Annotated in this window: 20 protein-coding genes and 1 tRNA gene; 16 read left to right on the top strand and 5 right to left on the bottom strand. The window is 57.5% G+C overall.

All coding sequences use genetic code 11. The features are described 5' to 3' along the window. Positions 1-121: 121 nt before the first annotated feature. Positions 122-535, top strand: a complete 414-nt coding sequence (locus ACWHXD_RS01535) for a hypothetical protein (RefSeq protein ID WP_032894044.1) — start codon at positions 122-124, stop codon at positions 533-535. Between the two features lie 173 nt (positions 536-708). Here the strand turns inward: ACWHXD_RS01535 and gabP are convergent, their stop codons facing one another. Then, complete coding sequence (gene gabP, locus ACWHXD_RS01530; RefSeq protein WP_032894045.1) at positions 709-2,100, bottom strand: GABA permease; 1,392 nt, start codon at positions 2,098-2,100, stop codon at positions 709-711. A gap of 555 nt (positions 2,101-2,655) precedes the next feature. On the opposite strand from gabP, the gene ACWHXD_RS01525 reads away from it, so the two are divergent. The 15 genes from ACWHXD_RS01525 to ACWHXD_RS01455 all read left to right on the top strand — a co-directional run bounded on the left by ACWHXD_RS01525 (position 2,656) and on the right by ACWHXD_RS01455 (position 15,613). Beyond that, positions 2,656-3,429 (top strand): ABC transporter ATP-binding protein, encoded by a 774-nt coding sequence (locus tag ACWHXD_RS01525; RefSeq protein WP_003187760.1) that lies wholly within the window; start codon positions 2,656-2,658, stop codon positions 3,427-3,429. A gap of 13 nt (positions 3,430-3,442) precedes the next feature. After that, complete coding sequence (locus tag ACWHXD_RS01520; protein WP_032894046.1) at positions 3,443-4,195, top strand: ABC transporter substrate-binding protein; 753 nt, start codon at positions 3,443-3,445, stop codon at positions 4,193-4,195. 75 nt (positions 4,196-4,270) lie between these two features. After that, positions 4,271-4,966, top strand: coding sequence for an ABC transporter permease (locus tag ACWHXD_RS01515; RefSeq protein WP_032894047.1), 696 nt, complete (start codon positions 4,271-4,273; stop codon positions 4,964-4,966). Positions 4,967-5,004: 38 nt separating this feature from the next. After that, on the top strand, positions 5,005-5,694 hold the full coding sequence (locus ACWHXD_RS01510; protein ID WP_032803763.1) for an ABC transporter permease: 690 nt from the start codon (positions 5,005-5,007) through the stop codon (positions 5,692-5,694). Then, a complete protein-coding gene (locus ACWHXD_RS01505) occupies positions 5,675-6,862 on the top strand; it encodes a methyltransferase (protein ID WP_138761746.1) in 1,188 nt (395 codons plus the stop codon). Before ACWHXD_RS01510 ends, ACWHXD_RS01505 begins: the two co-directional genes overlap by 20 nt. Before the next feature lie 489 nt (positions 6,863-7,351). Next, a tRNA-Thr gene (locus ACWHXD_RS01500) sits at positions 7,352-7,427 on the top strand. Positions 7,428-7,791: 364 nt separating this feature from the next. Continuing rightward, the gene (locus ACWHXD_RS01495) at positions 7,792-8,712 is read left to right on the top strand and encodes a LysR family transcriptional regulator (protein ID WP_098949809.1); all 921 of its coding nucleotides are present in this window, start codon (positions 7,792-7,794) and stop codon (positions 8,710-8,712) included. A 285-nt stretch (positions 8,713-8,997) separates the two neighbouring features. Beyond that, positions 8,998-10,023 carry a hydroxymethylglutaryl-CoA lyase-like TIM-barrel protein gene (locus ACWHXD_RS01490; protein ID WP_138761747.1) on the top strand — a complete coding sequence of 342 codons (1,026 nt, stop codon included), beginning with the start codon at positions 8,998-9,000 and terminating at the stop codon, positions 10,021-10,023. Beyond that, entirely contained in the window at positions 10,020-11,210 is a 1,191-nt protein-coding gene (locus ACWHXD_RS01485; protein ID WP_098949811.1) for an isocitrate/isopropylmalate dehydrogenase family protein, read from the top strand. The genes ACWHXD_RS01490 and ACWHXD_RS01485 overlap by 4 nt, the downstream gene beginning before the upstream one ends. Then, the gene (locus tag ACWHXD_RS01480; protein WP_003187741.1) at positions 11,194-11,907 is read left to right on the top strand and encodes an RraA family protein; all 714 of its coding nucleotides are present in this window, start codon (positions 11,194-11,196) and stop codon (positions 11,905-11,907) included. Before ACWHXD_RS01485 ends, ACWHXD_RS01480 begins: the two co-directional genes overlap by 17 nt. After that, complete coding sequence (locus ACWHXD_RS01475; RefSeq protein ID WP_032894061.1) at positions 11,904-12,467, top strand: flavin reductase family protein; 564 nt, start codon at positions 11,904-11,906, stop codon at positions 12,465-12,467. Before ACWHXD_RS01480 ends, ACWHXD_RS01475 begins: the two co-directional genes overlap by 4 nt. Positions 12,468-12,497: 30 nt before the next feature. Then, the gene (locus ACWHXD_RS01470) at positions 12,498-12,860 is read left to right on the top strand and encodes an antibiotic biosynthesis monooxygenase (RefSeq protein ID WP_032894064.1); all 363 of its coding nucleotides are present in this window, start codon (positions 12,498-12,500) and stop codon (positions 12,858-12,860) included. 73 nt (positions 12,861-12,933) lie between these two features. Next, complete coding sequence (locus ACWHXD_RS01465; protein ID WP_003187738.1) at positions 12,934-13,905, top strand: NAD(P)H-dependent flavin oxidoreductase; 972 nt, start codon at positions 12,934-12,936, stop codon at positions 13,903-13,905. Positions 13,906-13,973: 68 nt separating this feature from the next. Next, positions 13,974-14,747 carry a hypothetical protein gene (locus tag ACWHXD_RS01460; RefSeq protein WP_138761748.1) on the top strand — a complete coding sequence of 258 codons (774 nt, stop codon included), beginning with the start codon at positions 13,974-13,976 and terminating at the stop codon, positions 14,745-14,747. Continuing rightward, positions 14,744-15,613, top strand: coding sequence for a DUF6282 family protein (locus ACWHXD_RS01455; RefSeq protein ID WP_032894069.1), 870 nt, complete (start codon positions 14,744-14,746; stop codon positions 15,611-15,613). The genes ACWHXD_RS01460 and ACWHXD_RS01455 overlap by 4 nt, the downstream gene beginning before the upstream one ends. Before the next feature lie 43 nt (positions 15,614-15,656). On the opposite strand, the gene ACWHXD_RS01450 is transcribed toward ACWHXD_RS01455, so the two are convergent. Genes ACWHXD_RS01450 through ACWHXD_RS01435 form a run of 4 tightly spaced genes read right to left on the bottom strand, consistent with a single transcriptional unit; the run spans position 15,657 to position 20,638 of the window. Further along, positions 15,657-16,847 carry an LLM class flavin-dependent oxidoreductase gene (locus ACWHXD_RS01450; protein WP_003187734.1) on the bottom strand — a complete coding sequence of 397 codons (1,191 nt, stop codon included), beginning with the start codon at positions 16,845-16,847 and terminating at the stop codon, positions 15,657-15,659. A 17-nt stretch (positions 16,848-16,864) separates the two neighbouring features. Next, positions 16,865-18,103: an MFS transporter gene (locus ACWHXD_RS01445; protein ID WP_238344539.1), complete on the bottom strand. Its 1,239-nt coding sequence runs from the start codon at positions 18,101-18,103 to the stop codon at positions 16,865-16,867. Beyond that, positions 18,096-19,082, bottom strand: coding sequence for an LLM class oxidoreductase (locus ACWHXD_RS01440; RefSeq protein ID WP_056782642.1), 987 nt, complete (start codon positions 19,080-19,082; stop codon positions 18,096-18,098). The genes ACWHXD_RS01445 and ACWHXD_RS01440 overlap by 8 nt, the downstream gene beginning before the upstream one ends. Next, entirely contained in the window at positions 19,079-20,638 is a 1,560-nt protein-coding gene (locus tag ACWHXD_RS01435; RefSeq protein WP_032894073.1) for an MFS transporter, read from the bottom strand. Before ACWHXD_RS01435 ends, ACWHXD_RS01440 begins: the two co-directional genes overlap by 4 nt. Positions 20,639-20,734 lie beyond the last annotated feature (96 nt).

The following is a 20,734-nucleotide window of genomic DNA, read 5'->3' as shown; positions in this document are numbered from 1 at the left end:
GTACCCGCGCAGATAAGGTCGAGCACTACAGCAATCTTTGCCGCCCGAGAAACCCTTGGGATTTGCCCCAACCTGCGCTTCAATACACCCTCTAGACCCAGACCCCAAGGACGTCGAGCCCATGGCCTCGCCAAACAAGCAGCAAAAACGCGCCCACCGGGCAAAAGCCAAGGCCAAGCAAAACCGCACCCAGCGCGCCGTGGCGCACAAGCCGGATGCTTTTGCTGGCGACGACAGCCGCATCGACCTTGAGTCGGTGGATTTGACTGAACTGTTCGTCGCGATGCGTGCCGCCGGCGAGATCAGCCAGCAGGCGCTGTGTGCGGTGTTCCTGGCGCACCCGTTGCTGGCGTTGGTGCTGGAGCAGGAAGGCGAAGAGGAAGCGACCGACTTTATCCTGGCGGCGCTGATCGAGTATCGGCAGTGGGCGACGGACAGCGATGACGAAGCCGCGGCGTTAGCGTGGATCGAATCGCCGCAGTTCCAGGCCGATTACGTGGCTGCCTCCCAGGCGCTGACAAACTCAGCTGACTGACACACAACAACATCTGGCGCCATTGCCCCGTGTAGGAGCGAGCTTGCTCGCGAAAAACGCCAACGATAACGCGTGGTTCCTGAGTAAACGCGGCGCCTATTGGTTTTTCGCGAGCAAGCTCGCTCCTACAGGCATTAGGGTAAGCCCCCCTTCCACATTTACTCAGTATTGCGTCAGTTAAGGGCCGCAGCGCCCAATCGTTGAGCCTTGCGCCGGCTGGCCACAACCAACCCCGCCAATACCACCAGCAAGCTCAACACCCCCGTCGCGATGATCTCGACCCGGTGCGCTTCCTGGAACAGCATGATGGTCAACGTACCGACGATAAACACCATCACCGCGTACGTCAGGCCAGGAAACAACCACATCTTGAACACGATCTTCTCGCCCGCCGCAGCACGCTTCTGGCGCATGCGCAGTTGCGACACGGCAATCACCAGGTACACCAGCAACGCGATGGCGCCAGAGCTGGCCAGCAGGAATTCGAACACCGCCGCCGGGGCGACGTAGTTGGCGAATACCGCCAGGAACGCAGCACCGGTAGACAGCAACACCGCCCAATAAGGCGTGCCGCTCTTGTTGGTACGCTTGGCCACGGCCGGTGCGTCACCGCGACGGCCCAGGGAAAACAGCATGCGCGACGCGGTGTACAGCGCCGAGTTGAGGCAGCTGGTTACGGCAACCAGCACCACCAGGTCGACAATCAGCTTGGCGTTCGGAATGCCCATGCGTTCCAGCACAGTCTGGTAGGAACCTACGGCCGCCAGGGTCGGATCGTTCCAAGGCACCAGGGACACCACGATGAAGATCGACAACAGGTAGAACAAACCAATCCGCCAGATCACCGAGTTGGTGGCCTTGGTGATTTGCTGGCCCGGGTTCTTCGATTCGGCTGCAGCGATGGTGACAATCTCGGTACCCATGAACGAGAACATGGTGGTCAGGATCGCCGCCAATACCGCGCCCATGCCGTTGGGCATGAACCCTTGAGTATCGAACAGGTGCGAAACACCGCTGACCTGGCTGGTGGGCAAGAAGCCGAAGATCGCGGCCAGGCCGAGGATCACAAAGCCAACGATCGCCACGACCTTGATCAGCGCAAACCAGAACTCGAACTCACCGTAGTTCTTCACGCTGAACAGGTTGGTTGCAGTGAGCAACAAGGTAATCACCAGGGTGAACACCCAGATCGCCACGTCGGGGAACCAGGCATGCAGGATGGTCGCCGCCGCGTTGGCTTCCAGCGGAATCACCAGCACCCAGAACCACCAGTACAGCCAGCCGATGGTGAAACCGGCCCAGTGGCCGATGGCCCGGTCGGCATAGGTAGAGAACGAACCGGTATCCGGTGACGCAACGGCCATCTCGGCCAGCATGCGCATCACCAAGACCACCAGCGTACCGGCGGCTGCATAGGCCAACAACACAGCCGGGCCGGCAGCAGCGATCGCATGGCCGGAGCCGACAAACAAACCGGCGCCGATGACACCGGCAATCGACAGCATGGTGACGTGACGCGGTTTGAGCCCCTGTTCGAGGTCATTGGAGCTTTGCGTACTACTCATTGACACACCTTTGCGAGGAATTGCGAAAACGGTTCGCCCGGCTTGCAGCCTTTCTCGTGAAAAGAATCCAACAGGGCGTTCTTTATTTTTTACGCAAGATTTGCGCCAAAATATTTCAGAGCCACAGTTGACGGGGGCTGTAGGACAATTCGCCACCCATCGCAAGTCATTGAGAACAATGGCATTCCGCTATAGCGTTACCGTGCGACTCACATTCACGGCGCACCGACGCACCAAAAACACACACAAAAAGTACGTGACGCCCCATAACCGGGCTGATATGGACCGTTTGCCCGGTTAACCCTTCCAACACCCGGCCAAAGCTGGCACCATCGCGCCCTTTTTTACGCGAAGCCTGTGGATTTTTCCGGGTCAAACGTCTGTAGGTTGTTGATGGCGCGACACGCTGCTGCGCCGATGCGACACCCTGCCGCAGACCATCGGTTAACCGTCCGCAGCGCTGTTGGCTGTCATCCAAACGCTATGCTAGCTTGGCGCCTCGCCAGGAAGGCGGCCCAACAGCGAAGATCGCAACGAACACAATGAGGACCGCACATGGCCCAGGCCACGCCCGCGCTTGAAATCCGCAACTTGCATAAACGCTATGGTGAGCTTGAGGTACTCAAAGGTATCTCGCTGACCGCTCGCGACGGCGATGTGATCTCGATCCTGGGCTCCTCCGGTTCCGGCAAGTCCACTTTCCTGCGCTGCATCAACCTGCTGGAAAACCCGCACCAGGGCCAGATCCTGGTGGCCGGCGAAGAACTCAAGCTCAAGGCCGCGAAAAACGGCGAACTGATGGCCGCCGACGGCAAGCAGATCAACCGCCTGCGCAGCGAAATCGGGTTTGTGTTTCAAAACTTTAACCTGTGGCCGCACATGAGCATCCTCGACAACATCATCGAGGCCCCTCGGCGCGTGCTCGGCCAGAGCAAGGCCGAAGCCATAGAAGTGGCCGAGGCCCTGCTGGCCAAGGTCGGTATCGCCGACAAGCGCCACGCCTACCCTGCCCAGCTCTCTGGCGGCCAACAACAACGTGCGGCGATTGCGCGTACCTTGGCGATGCAGCCTAAAGTCATTCTGTTCGACGAGCCGACATCGGCGCTTGACCCGGAAATGGTCCAGGAAGTACTTAATGTGATCCGCGCACTGGCCGAAGAAGGCCGCACGATGCTGCTGGTCACCCACGAAATGGGCTTCGCCCGTCAGGTATCCAGCGAAGTGGTGTTTTTGCACCAGGGCCTGGTCGAGGAGCAAGGATCGCCACAGCAGGTGTTTGAAAACCCGCTTTCGGCGCGCTGCAAACAATTCATGTCCAGCAACCGCTAACGGAGCAACATGCATGCAGAACTATAAAAAATTCCTTCTGGCCGCGGCCGTCTCGATGGCGTTCAGCGCCACGGCCATGGCAGAAACCTTGAAAATGGGGATCGAAGCGGCCTACCCGCCGTTCAACAATAAAGACGCCAGCGGCAACGTTGTCGGCTTCGACAAAGACATCGGCGACGCCCTGTGCGCCAAGATGAAAGTCGAGAAGTGCGAAGTGTATGTGTCCGACTGGGACGGCATCATCCCGGCCCTGAACGCCAAGAAGTTCGACTTCCTGGTGTCTTCGCTGTCGATCACCGACGAGCGCAAGCAGGCGGTGGATTTCACCGACCCGTACTACTCCAATAAGCTGCAGTTCATTGCGCCCAAAGCCACGGCCGACTTCAAGACCGACGCCGCCTACCTCAAAGGCAAGGTGATCGGTGCACAGCGCGCAACGCTGGCCGGTACCTACCTGGAAGACAAGCTGCCGGACACCGAAGCCAAGCTCTACGACACTCAGGAAAACGCCTACCTCGACCTGACCTCCGGTCGCCTCGACGGCATCCTGGCTGACAAGTACGTGCAGTACGAATGGCTCAAGAGCAAAGACGGTTCGGCCTATGAATTCAAAGGCGAGCCGGTGGTAGATAGCGACAAGATCGGTATCGCCGTACGCAAAGGCGACCCACTGCGCGAGCGCCTGAACAAAGCCCTGGCAGAGATCAAGGAAGACGGCACCTACAAGAAGATCAACGACAAGTACTTCCCGTTCAGCATCGAATGATCTGAACGGCCTGCCCGGCGCGCTCCTGGTGAGCGCGCTGGCTTTTAGCAATGCCTGCCGCGATATGAAAACACCATGAATTTCGATCTCTACGGATTCGGCCCGGCCCTCGCCGCCGGCGCGCTGATGACCGTCAAACTGGCGCTCACGGCCCTGTGCCTGGGGCTGGTGCTGGGCCTTGCCGGCGCCTTGGCCAAAACTTCGCCGTACAAGCCGCTGCAATGGCTGGGCGGCGCTTATTCGACCATCGTGCGCGGTATTCCCGAGCTGCTGTGGGTGCTGCTGATTTACTTCGGCACCGTCAACCTGATGCGCGCCCTCGGTGAGGTCTTCGGCAACCCCGACCTGTCGCTGAGTGCCTTTGCCGCTGGCGTCATCGCCCTGGGCCTGTGCTTCGGCGCCTACGCCACCGAAGTGTTCCGCGGCGCGATCCTCGCCATCCCCAAGGGCCACCGCGAAGCGGGTGTGGCGTTGGGGCTGTCGAAGTTTCGGATTTTCACCCGGCTGATCATGCCGCAGATGTGGCGCATCGCCCTGCCGGGCCTGGGTAACCTGTTCATGATCCTGATGAAGGACACCGCGCTGGTGTCGGTGATCGGCCTGGAAGAAATCATGCGCCACGCGCAGATCGGCGTGACCGTGACCAAGCAACCGTTCACCTTCTTCATGGTCGCGGCGTTCATGTACCTGGGCCTGACCGTACTGGCGATGACCAGCATGCACTTCCTGGAAAAACGCGCCGCCCGCGGCTTTGCAAGGAGCACCCAATGAGCGGCGACTACAGCTGGCTATCGCACTTTGACCTGGGCTTGAACTGGGCCGTGATCATCAAGTGGCTGCCGAAGTTGGCCCAGGGTGCGACCCTGACCCTGGAGCTGGTGGCAATCGCCGTGATCGCCGGCCTGCTGCTGGCGATCCCTCTGGGCATCGCCCGCTCTTCGCGCCGCTGGTACGTGAGCGCCCTGCCCTACGGCTATATTTTCTTCTTCCGTGGCACGCCACTGCTGGTGCAATTGTTCCTGGTGTATTACGGCCTGGCGCAGTTCGATGCCGTGCGCAACAGCTTCATGTGGCCGTACCTGCGAGACCCGTTCTGGTGCGCCACAGCCACCATGACCCTGCACACCGCCGCCTACATTGCCGAGATCCTGCGCGGCGCGATCCAGGCCATACCGCCTGGCGAAATCGAAGCGGCGCGCGCCCTGGGCATGTCCAAGCCCAAGACGCTGTTCTACATCATCCTGCCCCGCGCCTCGCGCATTGGCCTGCCGGCCTACAGCAACGAAGTGATCCTGATGCTCAAGGCCAGCGCCCTGGCCAGCACCGTGACCCTGCTGGAACTGACCGGCATGGCGCGCACCATCATTGCCCGCACCTACCTGCCGGTCGAGATCTTCTTCGCCGCCGGGCTGTTCTACCTGCTGATGGCCTACGTGCTGGTGCGCGGCTTCAAACTGCTGGAAAAATGGCTGCGCGTCGATGCGTGCCAAGGACGTTGAGGCACGCTTCCAGGAGCTGGATGCATTCCTGACTGAACACCAAGGGCTGTGGCGACCACGGCCCTTTACCCAGTTACAGTTGCCCTGGGAAACCGAGCTCCCTGCGTTATCCCAATGGCTGCGCCAGCGTTCACTGGCCGAGGCCGAAGCCAGTCACAACCAACCTCACCACCTGCCCGCGCCCGCCCCTTTTCCACAGCTGGCCGCTCACGCGCTGCGCCTCGGCACTGTGGATAAGTTGCCCACACACACCCTTGAACCCGCTCGCCATCGCCTGAATGTCGACGTGCCCGGGCGCAAATGGCAACAGATCGAAGCCTTCGGCGCCGCGCTGACCTTTACCCAAACGCCTGCCCACTGGCTGGACTGGTGTGCCGGCAAAGGCCACCTCGGCCGGCGCCTGCTGCAACCCGGCCAACATCTGACCTGCCTGGAATACGACCCCGCCCTGATCGCCTCCGGCCAAGCCTTGAGTGCTCGCCACGGCCTGCCCGCAACCCATCACCTCCAAGACGTCATGGCAGATGTCGCGATCCAACCCGAACACACCCCCGTCGCCCTGCACGCCTGCGGCGACCTGCATGTGCGCCTGCTGCAACTGGCCAGCGCCGCCGGCTGCAAACAACTGGCCCTGGCGCCCTGCTGCTACAACCGCATCACCGCCGACAGTTATCAGGCCCTCTCCGCCGCCGGGCGCGCCTCCCTGCTGCAACTGTCGATTGATGACCTGGGCCTGCCCCTGAGCGAAACCGTCACCGCTGGCAACCGCGTACGCCAACAACGAGACACCTCCATGGCCCGCCGCCTGGGCTTTGACCAACTGCAACGCCACCTGCGCGGCTGCGACGACTACCTGCCAACCCCCTCCCTGCCCGCCAGTTGGCTGGACAAACCCTTTGCCGACTATTGCCAGGAACTGGCGAGCCTCAAAGGCTTATTCACAGGCGAACAGGACTGGCAGGCCCTGGAAGCCCACGGCTGGCAGCGCCTGGCCGAAGTGCGCAACCTGGAGTTGGTGAGAGGCCTGTTTCGACGCCCATTGGAACTGTGGCTGGTGTTGGACCGGGCACTGTTCATGGTCGAACAAGGCTACAACGTCGAGGTCGGCAGCTTCTGTGAACCATCATTGACCCCGCGCAACTTGATGGTGCTGGCCGAGCGCGAATAAAGGGCAAAAAATCCTACAAGCGCCCTGTGGATAACTCTGTTGATGAATAGTTTACAAAGGCCGTAGATATAGGCACTTCACGCCAAAAGCCAACCTGGTCATTTTTTGTTCACAAAATAAAGTGCACGCAAAACAGGCAGTTGCAGCGTGTTGAGAACTGCTGCACAAAATGGCTGTTTCGTGACAGCGGTTACCAACCGATTGTGCATAAGCATCTGGCGCTAGGCGCATAACGGGCGCCTTATGCGGGTTGTTTTGGCGTGTTCGGCAGCGGGTATCAGGTTACGAGGGAGGTCTGCCCAAGCGATGCTTGAACCTATCGGCGTTCGTCTGCTGCCTGGAGCTGGGCCCGAACTATGCAAGTCCTTTTCAACCTGTGAAGACACGGGGAAAACACCCTAATCGCGAGAAACTTCCGATTTTGCAAAAATAGTCAGAATTCAGGGGTTTACAGAACCTTTCCAATCGCTATAATCGTCGCCCTAACACGCCGGTATAGCTCAGTTGGTAGAGCAACTGACTTGTAATCAGTAGGTCCCGGGTTCGACTCCTGGTGCCGGCACCATATCTCGAAGCCCCGCAATGCGGGGCTTTGTGGTTTCTGCGGTTTGGAAATTAAGCACTACACTTCAGCGCACCCCGATGACGCGGTAACCTCCTATCACCGCTCCACAGCTGCCAATTGCATCGCCCCTCCCTACCAAAAAAACACAACGCGAGTCACCAAAATATCGGACAGTTTTGTCCTTTGTGATCTGACATTTGCGACGCACATAGACCCTGCGCAAACACATAACATCGACGCGATTCAGTTTCCACATTGGATCCAAATAGGACTTATCCAGCATTGAACCTGACTGGATAATTACTACGCCGTCGGTTGTGCCCGACATTTTTTTACCGTTGCTATTGATATAAGGAAATATTAAATGAATATAGCATCCAGGAATAGAATCGCGTCGAATACAGAGCCAGCTATATCCTGTCAAACAGCACATTTAAACTGGGAAGACCTTCGTTACTTTGTGGCGTTCTCCCAAGTGAACTCCTTGAGTGGAGCGGCGCGTGTCTTGGGCGTCGAGCATGCTACCGTGTCTCGACGTATCGCGGCGCTAGAAAAATCACTCAGCGTAAAATTAGTTGATCGTAGAAAGCGCCTGTACGAACTTACAACAGTCGGGCGCAAACTCGCAGACCTGGGAAAACAGATCGAGACTCAAACGGAGGCGATTGAACGCCTGGCTGTCGCGGCCGCGCAAACCCAGCAAGTTGTCGAGGTGACGGTCAGCGCCCCGCCTTCCGTTACCTCCGAGAAACTGATACCCAGCCTGGGACGTTTCCGGTCAACGCATCCGAACATAGTTTTGCGTCTTCTAGGCGATAGCCAATATTCGTCTCTGTCCAAGTGCCAGACACATCTGTGCATTCGCTTCGCCAAGCCTCGCCAAATTGGAATTGTCGCGCGCCGGATAGGTTCGGCCTCCTTTTCATTCTATGGCGCCAAGACCTATCTCCAAGACCGTTCTCCCGAGCAATATGAGTTCATCGGCTACGAAGCCGAAGCCATGACACTTCCTCAAAATGACTGGCTAAAAAAAATTGTCGGGGATCGTCCATGCGTCCTCAAAGCGAAAACGGTCGAGCTGCAGGTCCGAGCAGCCGAGGCCGGCGTGGGCATTGCGCTGCTGCCCAGCTTCGCAGTGCAACATAGCTCACAACTTTGCCGGCTTGAGCTTGCAGACCCGTTGATGGTGGACGTCTGGCTAGGGGTGCACGAAGACTTCCGTGCGATCCCCTCAATCCAGGCCGCCATGAATTACGTTGAGGCCTGCTTCTACGACAATGATTAAAGGCAACAAGCTGATCAAGCGCCCGGTGTCAGTCGGCATTGATCCAGTATGGGAAAAAATTCACAGGCACCGGTGATTAACGCACGTTTACAAAACTACACGTATTGACGAGGATCAATACCGAACACCTCAACAGGTGTTTTCAAGACCGAACTGCAATGAGTTTCGGCTGGCTCTATATACCCAACGAAGGTCACCCCTACAAAAAAAATAAAGGGGGATTAACTACCTTCGGTCAAATGTGTGCCCACCTCTTAACTGCCATCAACCGCAGGAGAAATTATCATGGGGAAAGTAAAAGTTGTGGACGTCACCCTGCGTGACGGAGGATATCGCAATAATTTCAACTTCACGGACGAACAGGCCCTGGTAATAACATCAAGCTTGGCAGAGGCCGGGATTAATGTATGTGAAGTTGGTTATTGCAGGGGGTCGTTCGCGCCCAAAGTTGAGCATGGACTGACAAGCAATATAAATGCTGAATTTATCGAGCGCGTTCGCCGGGCTGGCGGTGGCCGAATCGAGCTTGCGGTGATGGTCCACCCTAAAAACGTGGGTAACGAGGATTTCGCCATGCTCAAGGAGCAGGGCGTCTCGATGATCCGAGTCTGCTTACGCCGAGAGCAGTTGACCGAAGGGCTTGCCACGCTTTCACTCGCTCGCGATTTCGGTTTCAGCGTTAGTGCAAATGTCACCCATGTGACGGCACAAACGCTCAGTGCCGTCATTGACACCTCGGTGCGCGCTGAGGGCGCTGGTGCAGACATCATCTGTTTCGCAGACTCTAATGGGCACATGCTCCCAAGCGATGTCGATCGACTGATCAGTCGCCTCTCCAACCGACTGGCAGTGCCATTGGGTTTCCACGCCCATAACAATCTTTCAATGGCTCTGGCTAACGCAGCCGCTGCCATCGAATCGGGCGCCGAGTACATCGACACGTCCATCTGTGGGATGGGGAAAGGGGCCGGCAACTTGCACTTGAGCATGCTCGTCGCCTATCTCGAGCGCATTGGCACTAATCATGGATTTGACCTCGTCAAGGTTCTTGAACTTTCGAACCTGACTGCGGCGTCTATCCCATTCAACAACATCCCAAGCCCTCTGCTGGACATCATTATGGGGGCGTACAACTTCCCGTTCGACAGTACAAAACGCATGCGAGAAACCGTCGAGCGATTTCAACTGACGTCCGAGTATCGTGCTCTTGAAATCATGCATCAACAGGATCAGGTCGCACGCCTTGCACCCAGAGCCATCGCGAATGTTTACGGTCGCGACACCATGACCGCACAGGAGATAGCTGGATGAGCGACTACCTCACACGCAAGCGTATTTGTGTGCTTCCCGGTGACGGTATTGGCATCGAAGTCATGGAGGCCGCACTGCCAGTCCTTAAGGCCTTGAACCTGCCGTTCGATCTCGAGTTCGGGGACATCGGTTGGGAATGCTGGAAGCGGGAGGGCAATACCGTTCCAGATGAGACCTGGGAAAAGATCAATCAATGCGACGCCACCTTGTTAGGCGCCATCACTAGCAAACCCCTTGCCGAAACAGAAGCAGAGCTGCCCCCTCATCTTCAGGGGCAGAACCGCCGCTATGTAAGCCCGGTGATCCAGCTAAGGCAAAACCTGGATCTTTACGCAAACGTGCGGCCGGTCACTGACATCACGGGCGAAAATCGATTCCGTTTTGTCGTCATCCGGGAAAACACTGAAGGGCTGTACGCCGGTCTGGATTATGGACGGATACCTGATCAATTCCTGCCCTTGCTGCAAGAGCGGGAAGCATTGGGCGCGCCATGGCGTCGTGAAGGGCAGGAGGACGCGACCATTTCCGTGCGCCTGCAAACGCGCAGCGGGCTTGAGCGCATCTTCGAATACGCATTTGACTATGCGTCCCGGCATGGATTCGACCGGGTCACCTTCGTAGACAAACCCATGGTACTTCGTCACAGCAGCGCTTTCACTCGAGGTGTATTTGAAAGTGTCGCCCAGGGATACCCCGGCATTGAGGGCGTAATCGAGAACGTGGACGCCGTAGCGCTTTGGATGGTGCAACGCCCGGAGCGTTTCTCCGTTGTAGTGGCTGAGAATATGTTCGGCGATATCCTTTCTGATCTCGGCGCAGGCGTCATGGGTGGCCTGGGTTTCGCCCCGAGTGGGAACTTCGGAAAGCTGGGCGCATATTTCGAGCCGGTTCACGGCAGCGCTCCGGCCCATGCAGGACTCAACAAAGCCAATCCCAGCGCGATGTTCATGACCATCGCTCTGATGCTCGAGCATCTGGGTTATCCGCAGGAAGCACACTACGTGACGACGGCGGTCAGCCGGGTGGCGCGTTCAAGCGTGCGCACCTATGACATGGGCGGTTCGCACTCCACCGGGCAGGTTGGCGAAGCCATTATTAGAGAATGCGTTTCCATGGCCGCGCTGAACTGGGCGCAACCTTGCGTTTCAACCTCACCCCAGGGAGCAACACATGCCCAAGCTCTTTGAATCGGTCCAACTCTCTCAAGCATTGCTGGACGAATGCGAACAATTGGATACCGCGTCACTGTCCGATGCCCTGGACAGCCTTGGCGTTTCTGGCGGCCTTCTGGGCATCACCACCCAAGTTCCTGGTAGTCGCTGCGTGGGCATTGCTTTTACCGTGCAGTATGAGCCGGTCGGAGATTCTCATGGGTTCAAAAATGCGGCCAATTATATTGATCAGGTCCCGCCTGGAGCCGTGATCGTCAGCTCCAATGCGGGGCGCCAAGACTGCACGGTCTGGGGCGATATCATGACGCACTTCGCCGTGGCCAGAGGCATAAAAGGCACTGTAATTGATGGAGTGGCCAGGGATATCGATACCGTCGTTAAGCTAGGGTATCCCCTGTTCAGCCGCGGACGGTTCATGCAGTCCGCAAAAAACCGGACTCAGCTCAAAGCGGTGCAGGTCTCGCTTGAGATCGGTGGCGTCACCGTCAATCCTGGAGACCTGCTGGTCTGCGATGGCAGCGGCTGCCTTGTCATTGCGCAGCATATAGCGGCCGAAGTTATTCGCCGTGCGCGTGCCGTAGAACACACCGAACGCCAGATTATCGGAGCGATAACCGCGGGGGCCTCATTAGAGGAGGCTCGCAAGACCTACCGCTACGACCAACCTTGGTTGGGTGCTGCTCAGAAGGTAGAAGCGGAGTTAGCCCAATGAGCCTTTCGCATGAGCTATCCGCCAGCGCCAGGGTCTTGAGCGCGCCGTTGAAACCGCACTGCTTCACAGACAAGGGTTCAGTCACTCAAGAGTTCAAGAAAGCGATGCGTCGCCTGACCTCCACGGTCACTCTTATTGCGACTGAACATGAGGGCGCACCTTTTGGGATGGCTGCAACCGCCGTAACGTCGGTGTGTACAGACCCTTCCTCCATCCTTGTCTGCATTAATCACGGGGCAAGCATGTACAGGCCTCTGATTGGTCATGGAAGGTTTTCGGTGAACTTGCTTCGGGTTGGCCAAGAGGACTTGGTGAAGGTTTTTGGTGGCGCAGTCACCGGCCCTGCCCGGTTCGAGACAGCCGACTGGCAACACGCCAACGGCCTACCGTATCTGCCCAGTGCCCAGGCTTCTCTTTTCTGCACCGTTGCCCAACGCATGAGCCATGGAACCCACGAAATAATCATCGGCCACGTCGACGACCTTGTCGTGGCGCAAGACATCACTCCCCTGCTCTGGCAGGACGGGAAACCCACAGGGTCCATACCCGTAATGCCTTGAACACTCGTTTTTCACTACTGGAAGATAATCATGAAAATGGAATTGTTTGATCCTCAATCTGTTTCGGATGACACCGCGATTTATCTCGTGAATGTGGTGCATGTTGAAGAAGGCGCGCAGGACCTCGCAGTGGAAATACTGGAGGACACGGTCAACTATGTTGCGCGAACGTACAGCGCCTTTCAGTGGAGCCGTTTGATGAAGAGCACAGACGGCAAGACGGTCATCAACCAGGCTCAGTGGAGCGATCGTGGGCAGTTCGAATCGCTTTTCATCGACGAAGAGTTTTTATCACGGTATTCGCGCTTGAAAGAAACCGGTACCTGGGAATATCACTTGTACACCGTCGCCACCTACATCACCCCTGCCACCGCCCGCGAAACTGTCAGCTAACTGCAATCGCATGCGCAGCGCTTGGCGCTGCGCAATACCCAAGCCTATTCAATATTCGATCAAGGAAGAAGTTATGGCCGCAATCCGTTCAGCATTGACAACCTTCTTGGGCATCCAGCACCCACTGGTCCTCGCACCGATGGGAGGTGCATCAGGAGGACACCTGGCAGCCGCCGTTTCAAACGCAGGGGGGCTAGGCCTGGTGGGAGCAAGCTACGGAGATCCTGACTGGATGGTTCAACAGTTGTCGCTCATGCAGGATTTGAACAAGCCCTGGGGCGTCGGGCTGGTCATGTTCACGGTGGCGAAACGTTTCGAGCTACTGCATTTGGCACTGGAGTTCGGCCCGCAGGTTGTAGCGCTGTCCTTTGGTGACGCTCGTCCATTTATCGAGCCCATTCATCAAGCGAACGCCAAAGTCATCGTGCAAGTACATGACGTTGACCAGGCGTTATACGCTCTCGACGCCGGCGCCGATGCATTGATCGTGCAGGGTGCAGAAGCTGGGGGGCACAGCTTGCGCAGATCCTCCATGCCTTTGTTCCCGGCAGTTCGCGATGCCGTGGGCGAGAGCGTAATCCTGATCGGAACAGGTGGGATAGCTGATGGCCGAGGAATGGCCGCCGCCATGGCACTCGGAATGGACGGGGTAATGATGGGAACGCGATTCCTGGCCTGCGACGAAGCGCTTCCCTCTGAGCGTGTGAAAAACAGGCTGCTCCACGCCGTCGCAAGCGACACCGTCAGAACTCGCATCTTTGATGATGTGCGCGGAATATCTTGGCCCGCAGAGTACAGCGGTCGGGCGATCGCGAACCAGTTTTCCGAGTCGTGGGTTGGTAACGAGCAGGCGTTCTCGCTGGCCCTTGATGAGTTGCGGCCCCAGTACGAACGGGCACTGGCAACAGACGACGTAGGGACTAAAGCGATCTGGGCAGGCGAGGTGGCCGATCTGATCAAGGACGTACAGCCGGCACGCTCGATAGTCGAGGCCACCCTCAAGGGCTATGCCGATACTGTCGCCAAGCTTGGACGCACCCTCTAAACGGACTCACGGGGCACAACCGGCCTGCTTGTAAAAGTAGGCTTTGTTATTTCTGCAGGAGCGAAACAATGAACCAGGACGTGCAATTCAAAGTGTATGGGCAAGGAAAACAGTGCGTTTTTGTACTTTCACCCGTCATGCCCACATGGGACGAGGGCGCCTTTATCGCGCCGCTGACAGGCCATTTTCTCAGCGCAGGCTATCGGGTAGTGGTGTTTGATTCGCTCTCGATACCCGTTGCCTGCGGTGAGACGCTGAACACTTTCAGTGAGCGCTGGGCTGAGTTGCTGCAACCCTGGGGCATACCCGACGTGCTTGTCGGTGTCGCCTTGGGCGGCGCGCTGGCGCTGGAACTGGTCCGTACCTCCTCGCTTGCGTCAACGGCGGCTCTGTTGCTGCTCTCTTCCCCAGCCAAAGCCGACGCTATATTGGATGCCAGGCTTGGAAGAATGGCGGAACTTGCCCGGCTTGGCCAGGTTGAAGAGGCCAAGCGTCTGCTGGATGCACTCGTCCTACCCGAAGGCAAACACCCCCAGCAAAGTCCAGAAACCCAAAACAGTGTTCATCTTGAAATACAGGGGCAGCGCCTCTCAGGTGGTTTTGGGTTGTTAGCCGGTATCGATCTCAGTCACAGTCTGCTGGCATACCAAGGAAGGGTTCTGAGCGTTTTTGGCGAGCGCTCCCAACTTGTCAACCAACCGCACGTGGTACGCACCTCTGGAACCCACCAACACACACTGTGCATAAGAGCGGGAGGCATGCGGCCGTTGGCTGACGATCTCGATTCGGTTGTGAACGCTATCGACACTTTTCTTATACCTCGCTCGGAACACGCGGCATGAACGCGCTCACAGACACCAGCCATTCCCCGAACTTTATCGACCTGCACTACCACGCGAACCCGGACGCGTTCGTTCGCCGCCACGGCGCAATAGATGCCGGAAAACTGTACGCAGCGGCCAACGGCCGGGTGGTATTGAAAAACCACTTGGGCTGCACTGCCGCACAGGCCTGGGAAGCGCGCTCACAGGGTTTCCCTGTCAGTGGTTCCTTGGTTTTGAATGAGATTGCAGGCGGTGTGGACTTCAGGGTAGTGGAGCGAAGCCTGTGTATGCGCGGCGACGAACCGGGACGCTTCATTGTGCACTTCCCGACGGTGACAGGACGAAAGCACACCAGTACCCTCGCGCGAAATGTCAGCCATCCATTGTTGGTAAGTAAACCCATCAAGCCTCTGCGCGTCACAACAGACGCCGGGCGCTTGACGCCCCAGGCCCTGGACATACTCAAGATGGCGTGTGATTACCCCCTGGTCATTTCTACCGGCCACGCTGACGCTCGCGAGGTACGTGCTCTGGTAGATGAATCGGTTCGATTGGGCGTGCCGCGCCTGATGCTCAACCAGCCGGCCAATCCATTGACTGATTTGAAGGCTGCCGAGCTTTTGGAGATCGCCACGGCTCCTAACGTATTCATTGAGCAGACCGCACTCACCTATCTTTTAGGCTATCAACAAGAAGACGACTTTCGCGAGGTGCTATCGACCGTCCCCAATGTTGTCTACAGCTCGGATTTGGGCCAAACGAGCCAGATGGACGTCAACGACTGGCTCGAACAAAGCCAGCGGTGGTTTGATACGTTTGAGCTGGATAACGCTCGCCGCGTGCAAGTGACCCTTGCCAATCCGCAGAAAATGTTGGAGCTCTGAATGGGAGTTGGGCCCCCAGGTGCATTCGCCTGGGGGCCAGCGATCACACCATTTCCACAGCTTCGCGCGCCTCGTTGAGCACGGGCGATGCATCACTGAGGAACGGCTCGCGCAAACCTGCCGCTTCCATGAGCGGTTGAACGCCCGCTACGAAGTCCTTGATGCCTTGGTGGTAGTCCAGCCAGGTGAGCGCAATGCCATCAATGCCCCAGTCTGAATATTTCTTGAAGAGCTCTACAATCTGTTCAGGCGTGCCCACTAACGGTACGCCGGCAAAACCGGCCTTGAAGTGGAAACGGAACCGAACTGCATCCTCGGGAGTGAAAATCCCGGTCTGAATGCCCAACTCGGTCGTGATGATGTCGCACCCTTCATCGTCGCCCATTTGGTTGGCGTAATAATCCAGGTACGCCTCGGCTTCTTCCTGAGTGTCTTTTTGAACAACGTAGCCATAGCACCAGATCTTGAGGTCTCTGCCGAACTCATTTTTGGCCAGATCCTTGTAGGACGCGATCTGTTCACGCACCGCCGCTTCGCCATCCAAGTGCTTGATGATCAAGAACGCCGCATCACAATGTTCTGCACAAAACCTTTTTCCACGTGGGGAGCCGCCAGCGTTGATAAGGTAGGGCTTGTTGAGTGGCTGTGGCTGGGAGATCGCGTCGCAGATCGTGAAGTACTCACCTTTGAAATCAAAAGGCGTCTGCTGCTGCCAGGCGTTCTGCGCGATGTGCAACCACTCCTCAGCGTAGTCATATCGCTTGTCGTGTTCCATCATGTGACCGCTGAACATCCTCATCTCAGCGCCGTACCAGCCACACAAAATATTCAGGCCAAATCGTCCGCCGCTGATGTGGTCAATCGTAACCGCCTGTTTGGCGGCAAACAGAGGGTGCACAGTGGGTAAGTGCGAGGTGGTGAACACTGCGATCTGATCGGTCAATGCGGCGATGCCCGCCGCCCAAGTGTAAGTCTCGTAACACACGCCACCGGTGTTGTTGGCACCACCAAAGCCTTTCCAACGGCCTACCGGAATGAACGCTTCAAACCCTGCCCGGTCCGCGTCTTTTGCAATTTCCAGATTGCCCGCCCAGTCATCCCCGCGAATCCGCTCGGGCGCATTAGTCACCGTACAGCCGCCCTCGGTGTTCGTAGAAAATACCCCTAGTTGCATCTTGTTACGACTGACACGCATTGGATTAGGTTTTACAGGGGTGGACTTTGTCGTGCGCATGATGACCTCCCAGGTCGTCAGTAGTGGTGAACTTCTTGCTTATTTCTCGCAACAAACCAGGCGGCGAGCAGGGCACAACTAGCGAGCAGACCCGCCAGCGTATAAGCGCCGAAGGCCAAGTCAGTTCGATCGATCAGGAAACCTGTTGCTACAGGCAGCAGACCTGCAGGGACATAGCCCCCCATATTGAGCAATGCGTTAGCCTGCGCTCGCTTGTTGTCCGATATCCTTAACGCGATTAACGTCAATCCTCCCAACTGCCCCAGCCCCTGACCCGCACCCGCTAGCAAGGCGGCGATAATCAGGACGACGGGAGAGGAAATCGCTATCGCAGTGCAGATACCCAGCATCGAGAAGAAGGTCGCAGTGGCGCTGAAATAGAAGATATGTTCCACAGTGCGTCGGCGCAGCGCCATCTGGACGACGAAAGCCGAGATGAACATTAGAAACGCAGTGGCTCCTGCCATCAGCGGCGTCTTGATGTTAAGCAGACTTGCCAATAGCAATGGCCCTAACGACAAGACAAATGAGGTCGCTGTAATACCAGGACCGAACAGCGCGATCCCTAACAGTATGTGAAGGCGATGATGTCGCTCGACCGAAGGGAACCTCCATTTTGCATGGCCTCTTGGCCGGGCCTTATTGGCTTCGTCTGGCATCGTCCAGGCGATCAGGAAAGCGAGTGCAAGTATCCCAAGCTCCAAGGTAAACACCTTTTCGATCGGCTGACTTGCAAACGTGGCAAAGCTGCCAGCCAGCAAGGGCCCGAGACCTGCTCCCAGCACCATTGACATCGAGGCCACTAACGAAGATAACCTTCGCCGCGGTAGACCTCCTTGATCCACCACACTTGCCATCCCCGCCGAGACAATGATCCCTACGGCAATACCTGTAAGCAGCCTTGCGAACAGCAAACTCTCCACCGATTCGGCGGACTTGAATAACCATGCAGCCGACATCGCGCAGACCAGGCCTGGCAGGAGTACCACCCTGCGACCGTAGCGGTCAGAGACTTGCCCGGCAACCAGCAAACTGAGCAATAGCCCCAGGATATAGGCCGCGAATATTAACGTGAGGGTCGAAGATGCAAACCCGAGTTGCCCCTGCCACACGACATAGAGCGGGGTCGCGGTATTGGACAGAATAAACACCGACACCACCATCCAACCCGCCAGCCACATACGTAGCGGACTGCGTGGGACAACCATGCCTTGATTCAACAAGTCCTGAGCTGACGGCGCGTTTTGTTCAGACAAGGTTTGCTCCCTGGGCTGGAAAATGCGGCAGCACATATTCTGCTAGCTCCTGCAAGACATCTTTGGCAGGGCGACGTAACGGCTTCAGGTTCAAGGCGACATGTGAAACACCTTGCGCTTGTTGTCGCTCCCACAAATCAATAAGCGCATTGCGTCCGGTGCTTATGCCTCGCCCCACCTTCAACGGAGCGTCGGGATTTTCTTCCAGATTGAAGAATGTCGCATAACCATATGGCTTGAACGTTCCTGGCGCAGAACAAGACCGCCACTGCTCAATCAAATTGGGCAGGCTGCCAAAGTCACTCTGGTGCCAGAGCCATCCATCCATATTCGACGCCAACCACTTCATGTCTTGACCACAACGGCCAACGGCAAGCATCGGCATTGCCGTAGACCAGGGTTTTGGAAGCAAATCCAGGGTGCCGTCGAGCCTGCCATAGTGGCAAAACTCGTACGTGGGAAACGCCTGTTGGGTCGCTATACGCAGGACTTCGCAACCCTCCCTGAAACGCTCCGCACGATTGTCGAACGCCCGGCTGAACGCTGGGTATTCGCTGGGCCGATCACCCGTTGAGAGCCCAAGGAGAAAGCGTCCCTGCAGTAACACATCAAGGGTCGCGGCTTGCTTGGCAACCATCAAGGGATCGCGCAACGTCAACACCACGCCGGCAGTGCCGATGCAGATACGTTGAGTAACCACGCCTAAGTGAGCGGCGTACACCAGCGGATCGAACATCTGCCCCGCGTCCCCGAACTCAGGGTCCAGCAAGGGCACGTCGCGCAGCCATATCGCGGAGAAACCCGCGATGTCGGCTTGGCGCGCCAGATCGACATGATCTTGCATGGTCGGTGCCATGCGATCGGGATACCCTTCCAGCGGCGCGATCAGCCCAAACGTAAGATGGCCAGGCGCAAACACACGTGAAAATGCAGGGTGAGTTCGATTGGAATCGTCGCTCGTTTGCATCTGGCCAATCATTCGCCGTCACCCACGATCACCGGGCGGACTGCTTCGGCCGGTTGATGATCATGCGCGCTGACTCGACCCAGTGTTGCGTACACCGCAATGGCCGTCAGTACGCTACCAGCTCCAAGGATGAACAGCAGGTGCCGAAACCCTTTCGCATACTCGAAGCGCAACAGCTCCGACTGCCCTGGCAGCTGATTACCTGCGCTGTGCAGATCGCCGAGCGCTGCCCGGCTGGAGGCCCCCATAATCTGATCCACAGCAAAATGGGTAGCGGCGTCGAACAGCCCCCATTGAATGAACGTCGCCAGCAACGCACCGGCGATGGCGATCGCTATTCCGTCGGCGGACACACGAACAGCGTTGAAAATGCCAGTCGCCATTCCCGCACGTTCTTTCTCCACCACGCTGACGGCCATCCCATCCATCAACCCCCAAGGCAGGCCAATGCCGATACCGATCAGCGCCATGGGCATCACTGCATTGCTGGCACCACTATCGAGCACAACACCCAGCCAGAACAGCCCGGCAGCCACCAACACCAGCCCGACTGCCGAGAGCATCCCTGAGGTGTAGTGACGCGCGAGCTGGGCCGCTAGAAACGGTACAAACAACAACGGTGCAGCCAACGCAATCATCATTTTTCCGGTTTGCAGGGCACTGAGTCCATCGACCCCGATAAATCGCGCCGGCAGCATGATAATGAGCACGACAAAAAAGAACGCCGGGCTGGCTGCAAGAATCTGCACGCCTACGAATTTGGCTTGTTTGAACAATGAAAGGTCGAGCATCGGGCTACTGACACGACGCTCAATGGCCACGAAGATCATGAACAGAACGATCGCGCCAGCGACACAGCCCAACACGATGGGACTGGCCCAACCATCCTCTGGCGCGAGAAGGACGCCATAGGTAAACAACGTCAATGCGGCCGTAAAGCTCAGAGCTCCCGGCCAATCCATACCGTTGTTAGCCGGATCTTTAGAGTCCGTCGCACTCACGCACACGAGCACGAAGCCCGCGATGCCTATCAATGCAGTAGCATGGAACGTCCACTTCCAACCAGCCGAGTCGACTAATACTCCCGCGGCCAGCGGGCCGAAGGCTAGCCCAATGCCGAACGTCGTACCGAGCAGACTGAATACTTTGGTGCGCTCCGCGCCGTGGAACACCTGGGCCAATGACGACATGGCGCCAGCGAACGCCGCTGCTCCGCCCAACCCCTGCACAAGGCGCAGGATGTCGATCTGCAAAACAGTCGAAGAAAAGGGAATAGCGACGGTAGACAACACGAAGATGACCAGGCCAATCAGCCATACCCGCTTGCGTCCATAGATATCCGTCAGGCTCCCCGCCGCCATCATGGCGCTGCCATAAGTAAGGATATAAGCGTTGACCACCCAACTGAGCTCTACAGCAGATCCACCCATGGCAGCACTGATGGAAGAGAGCACTACGGCTGGCCCGGTAAAGCAAAGCGGAATGAGTACGCCTGTGAGGCAAGCTGCGAAAAGCTGCAGCCACTTCAATAACGGGGGAGCCGTCTGAGCGCTGTGTGTTGAGTTCATCTGAATGGTTCCTTCATTGATATGCGCAGGTGTCGGTCCTTCGCGCACAGTTGTCTGCGGTGATCGGCCCATCCAAAGGTTAGGGCTTGCGTCTCC

Source organism: Pseudomonas fjordensis (assembly GCF_976987115.1).
The sequence above is the reverse complement of the archived record's forward strand: the minus strand, read 5'-3'. Positions and strand labels throughout refer to the sequence as shown.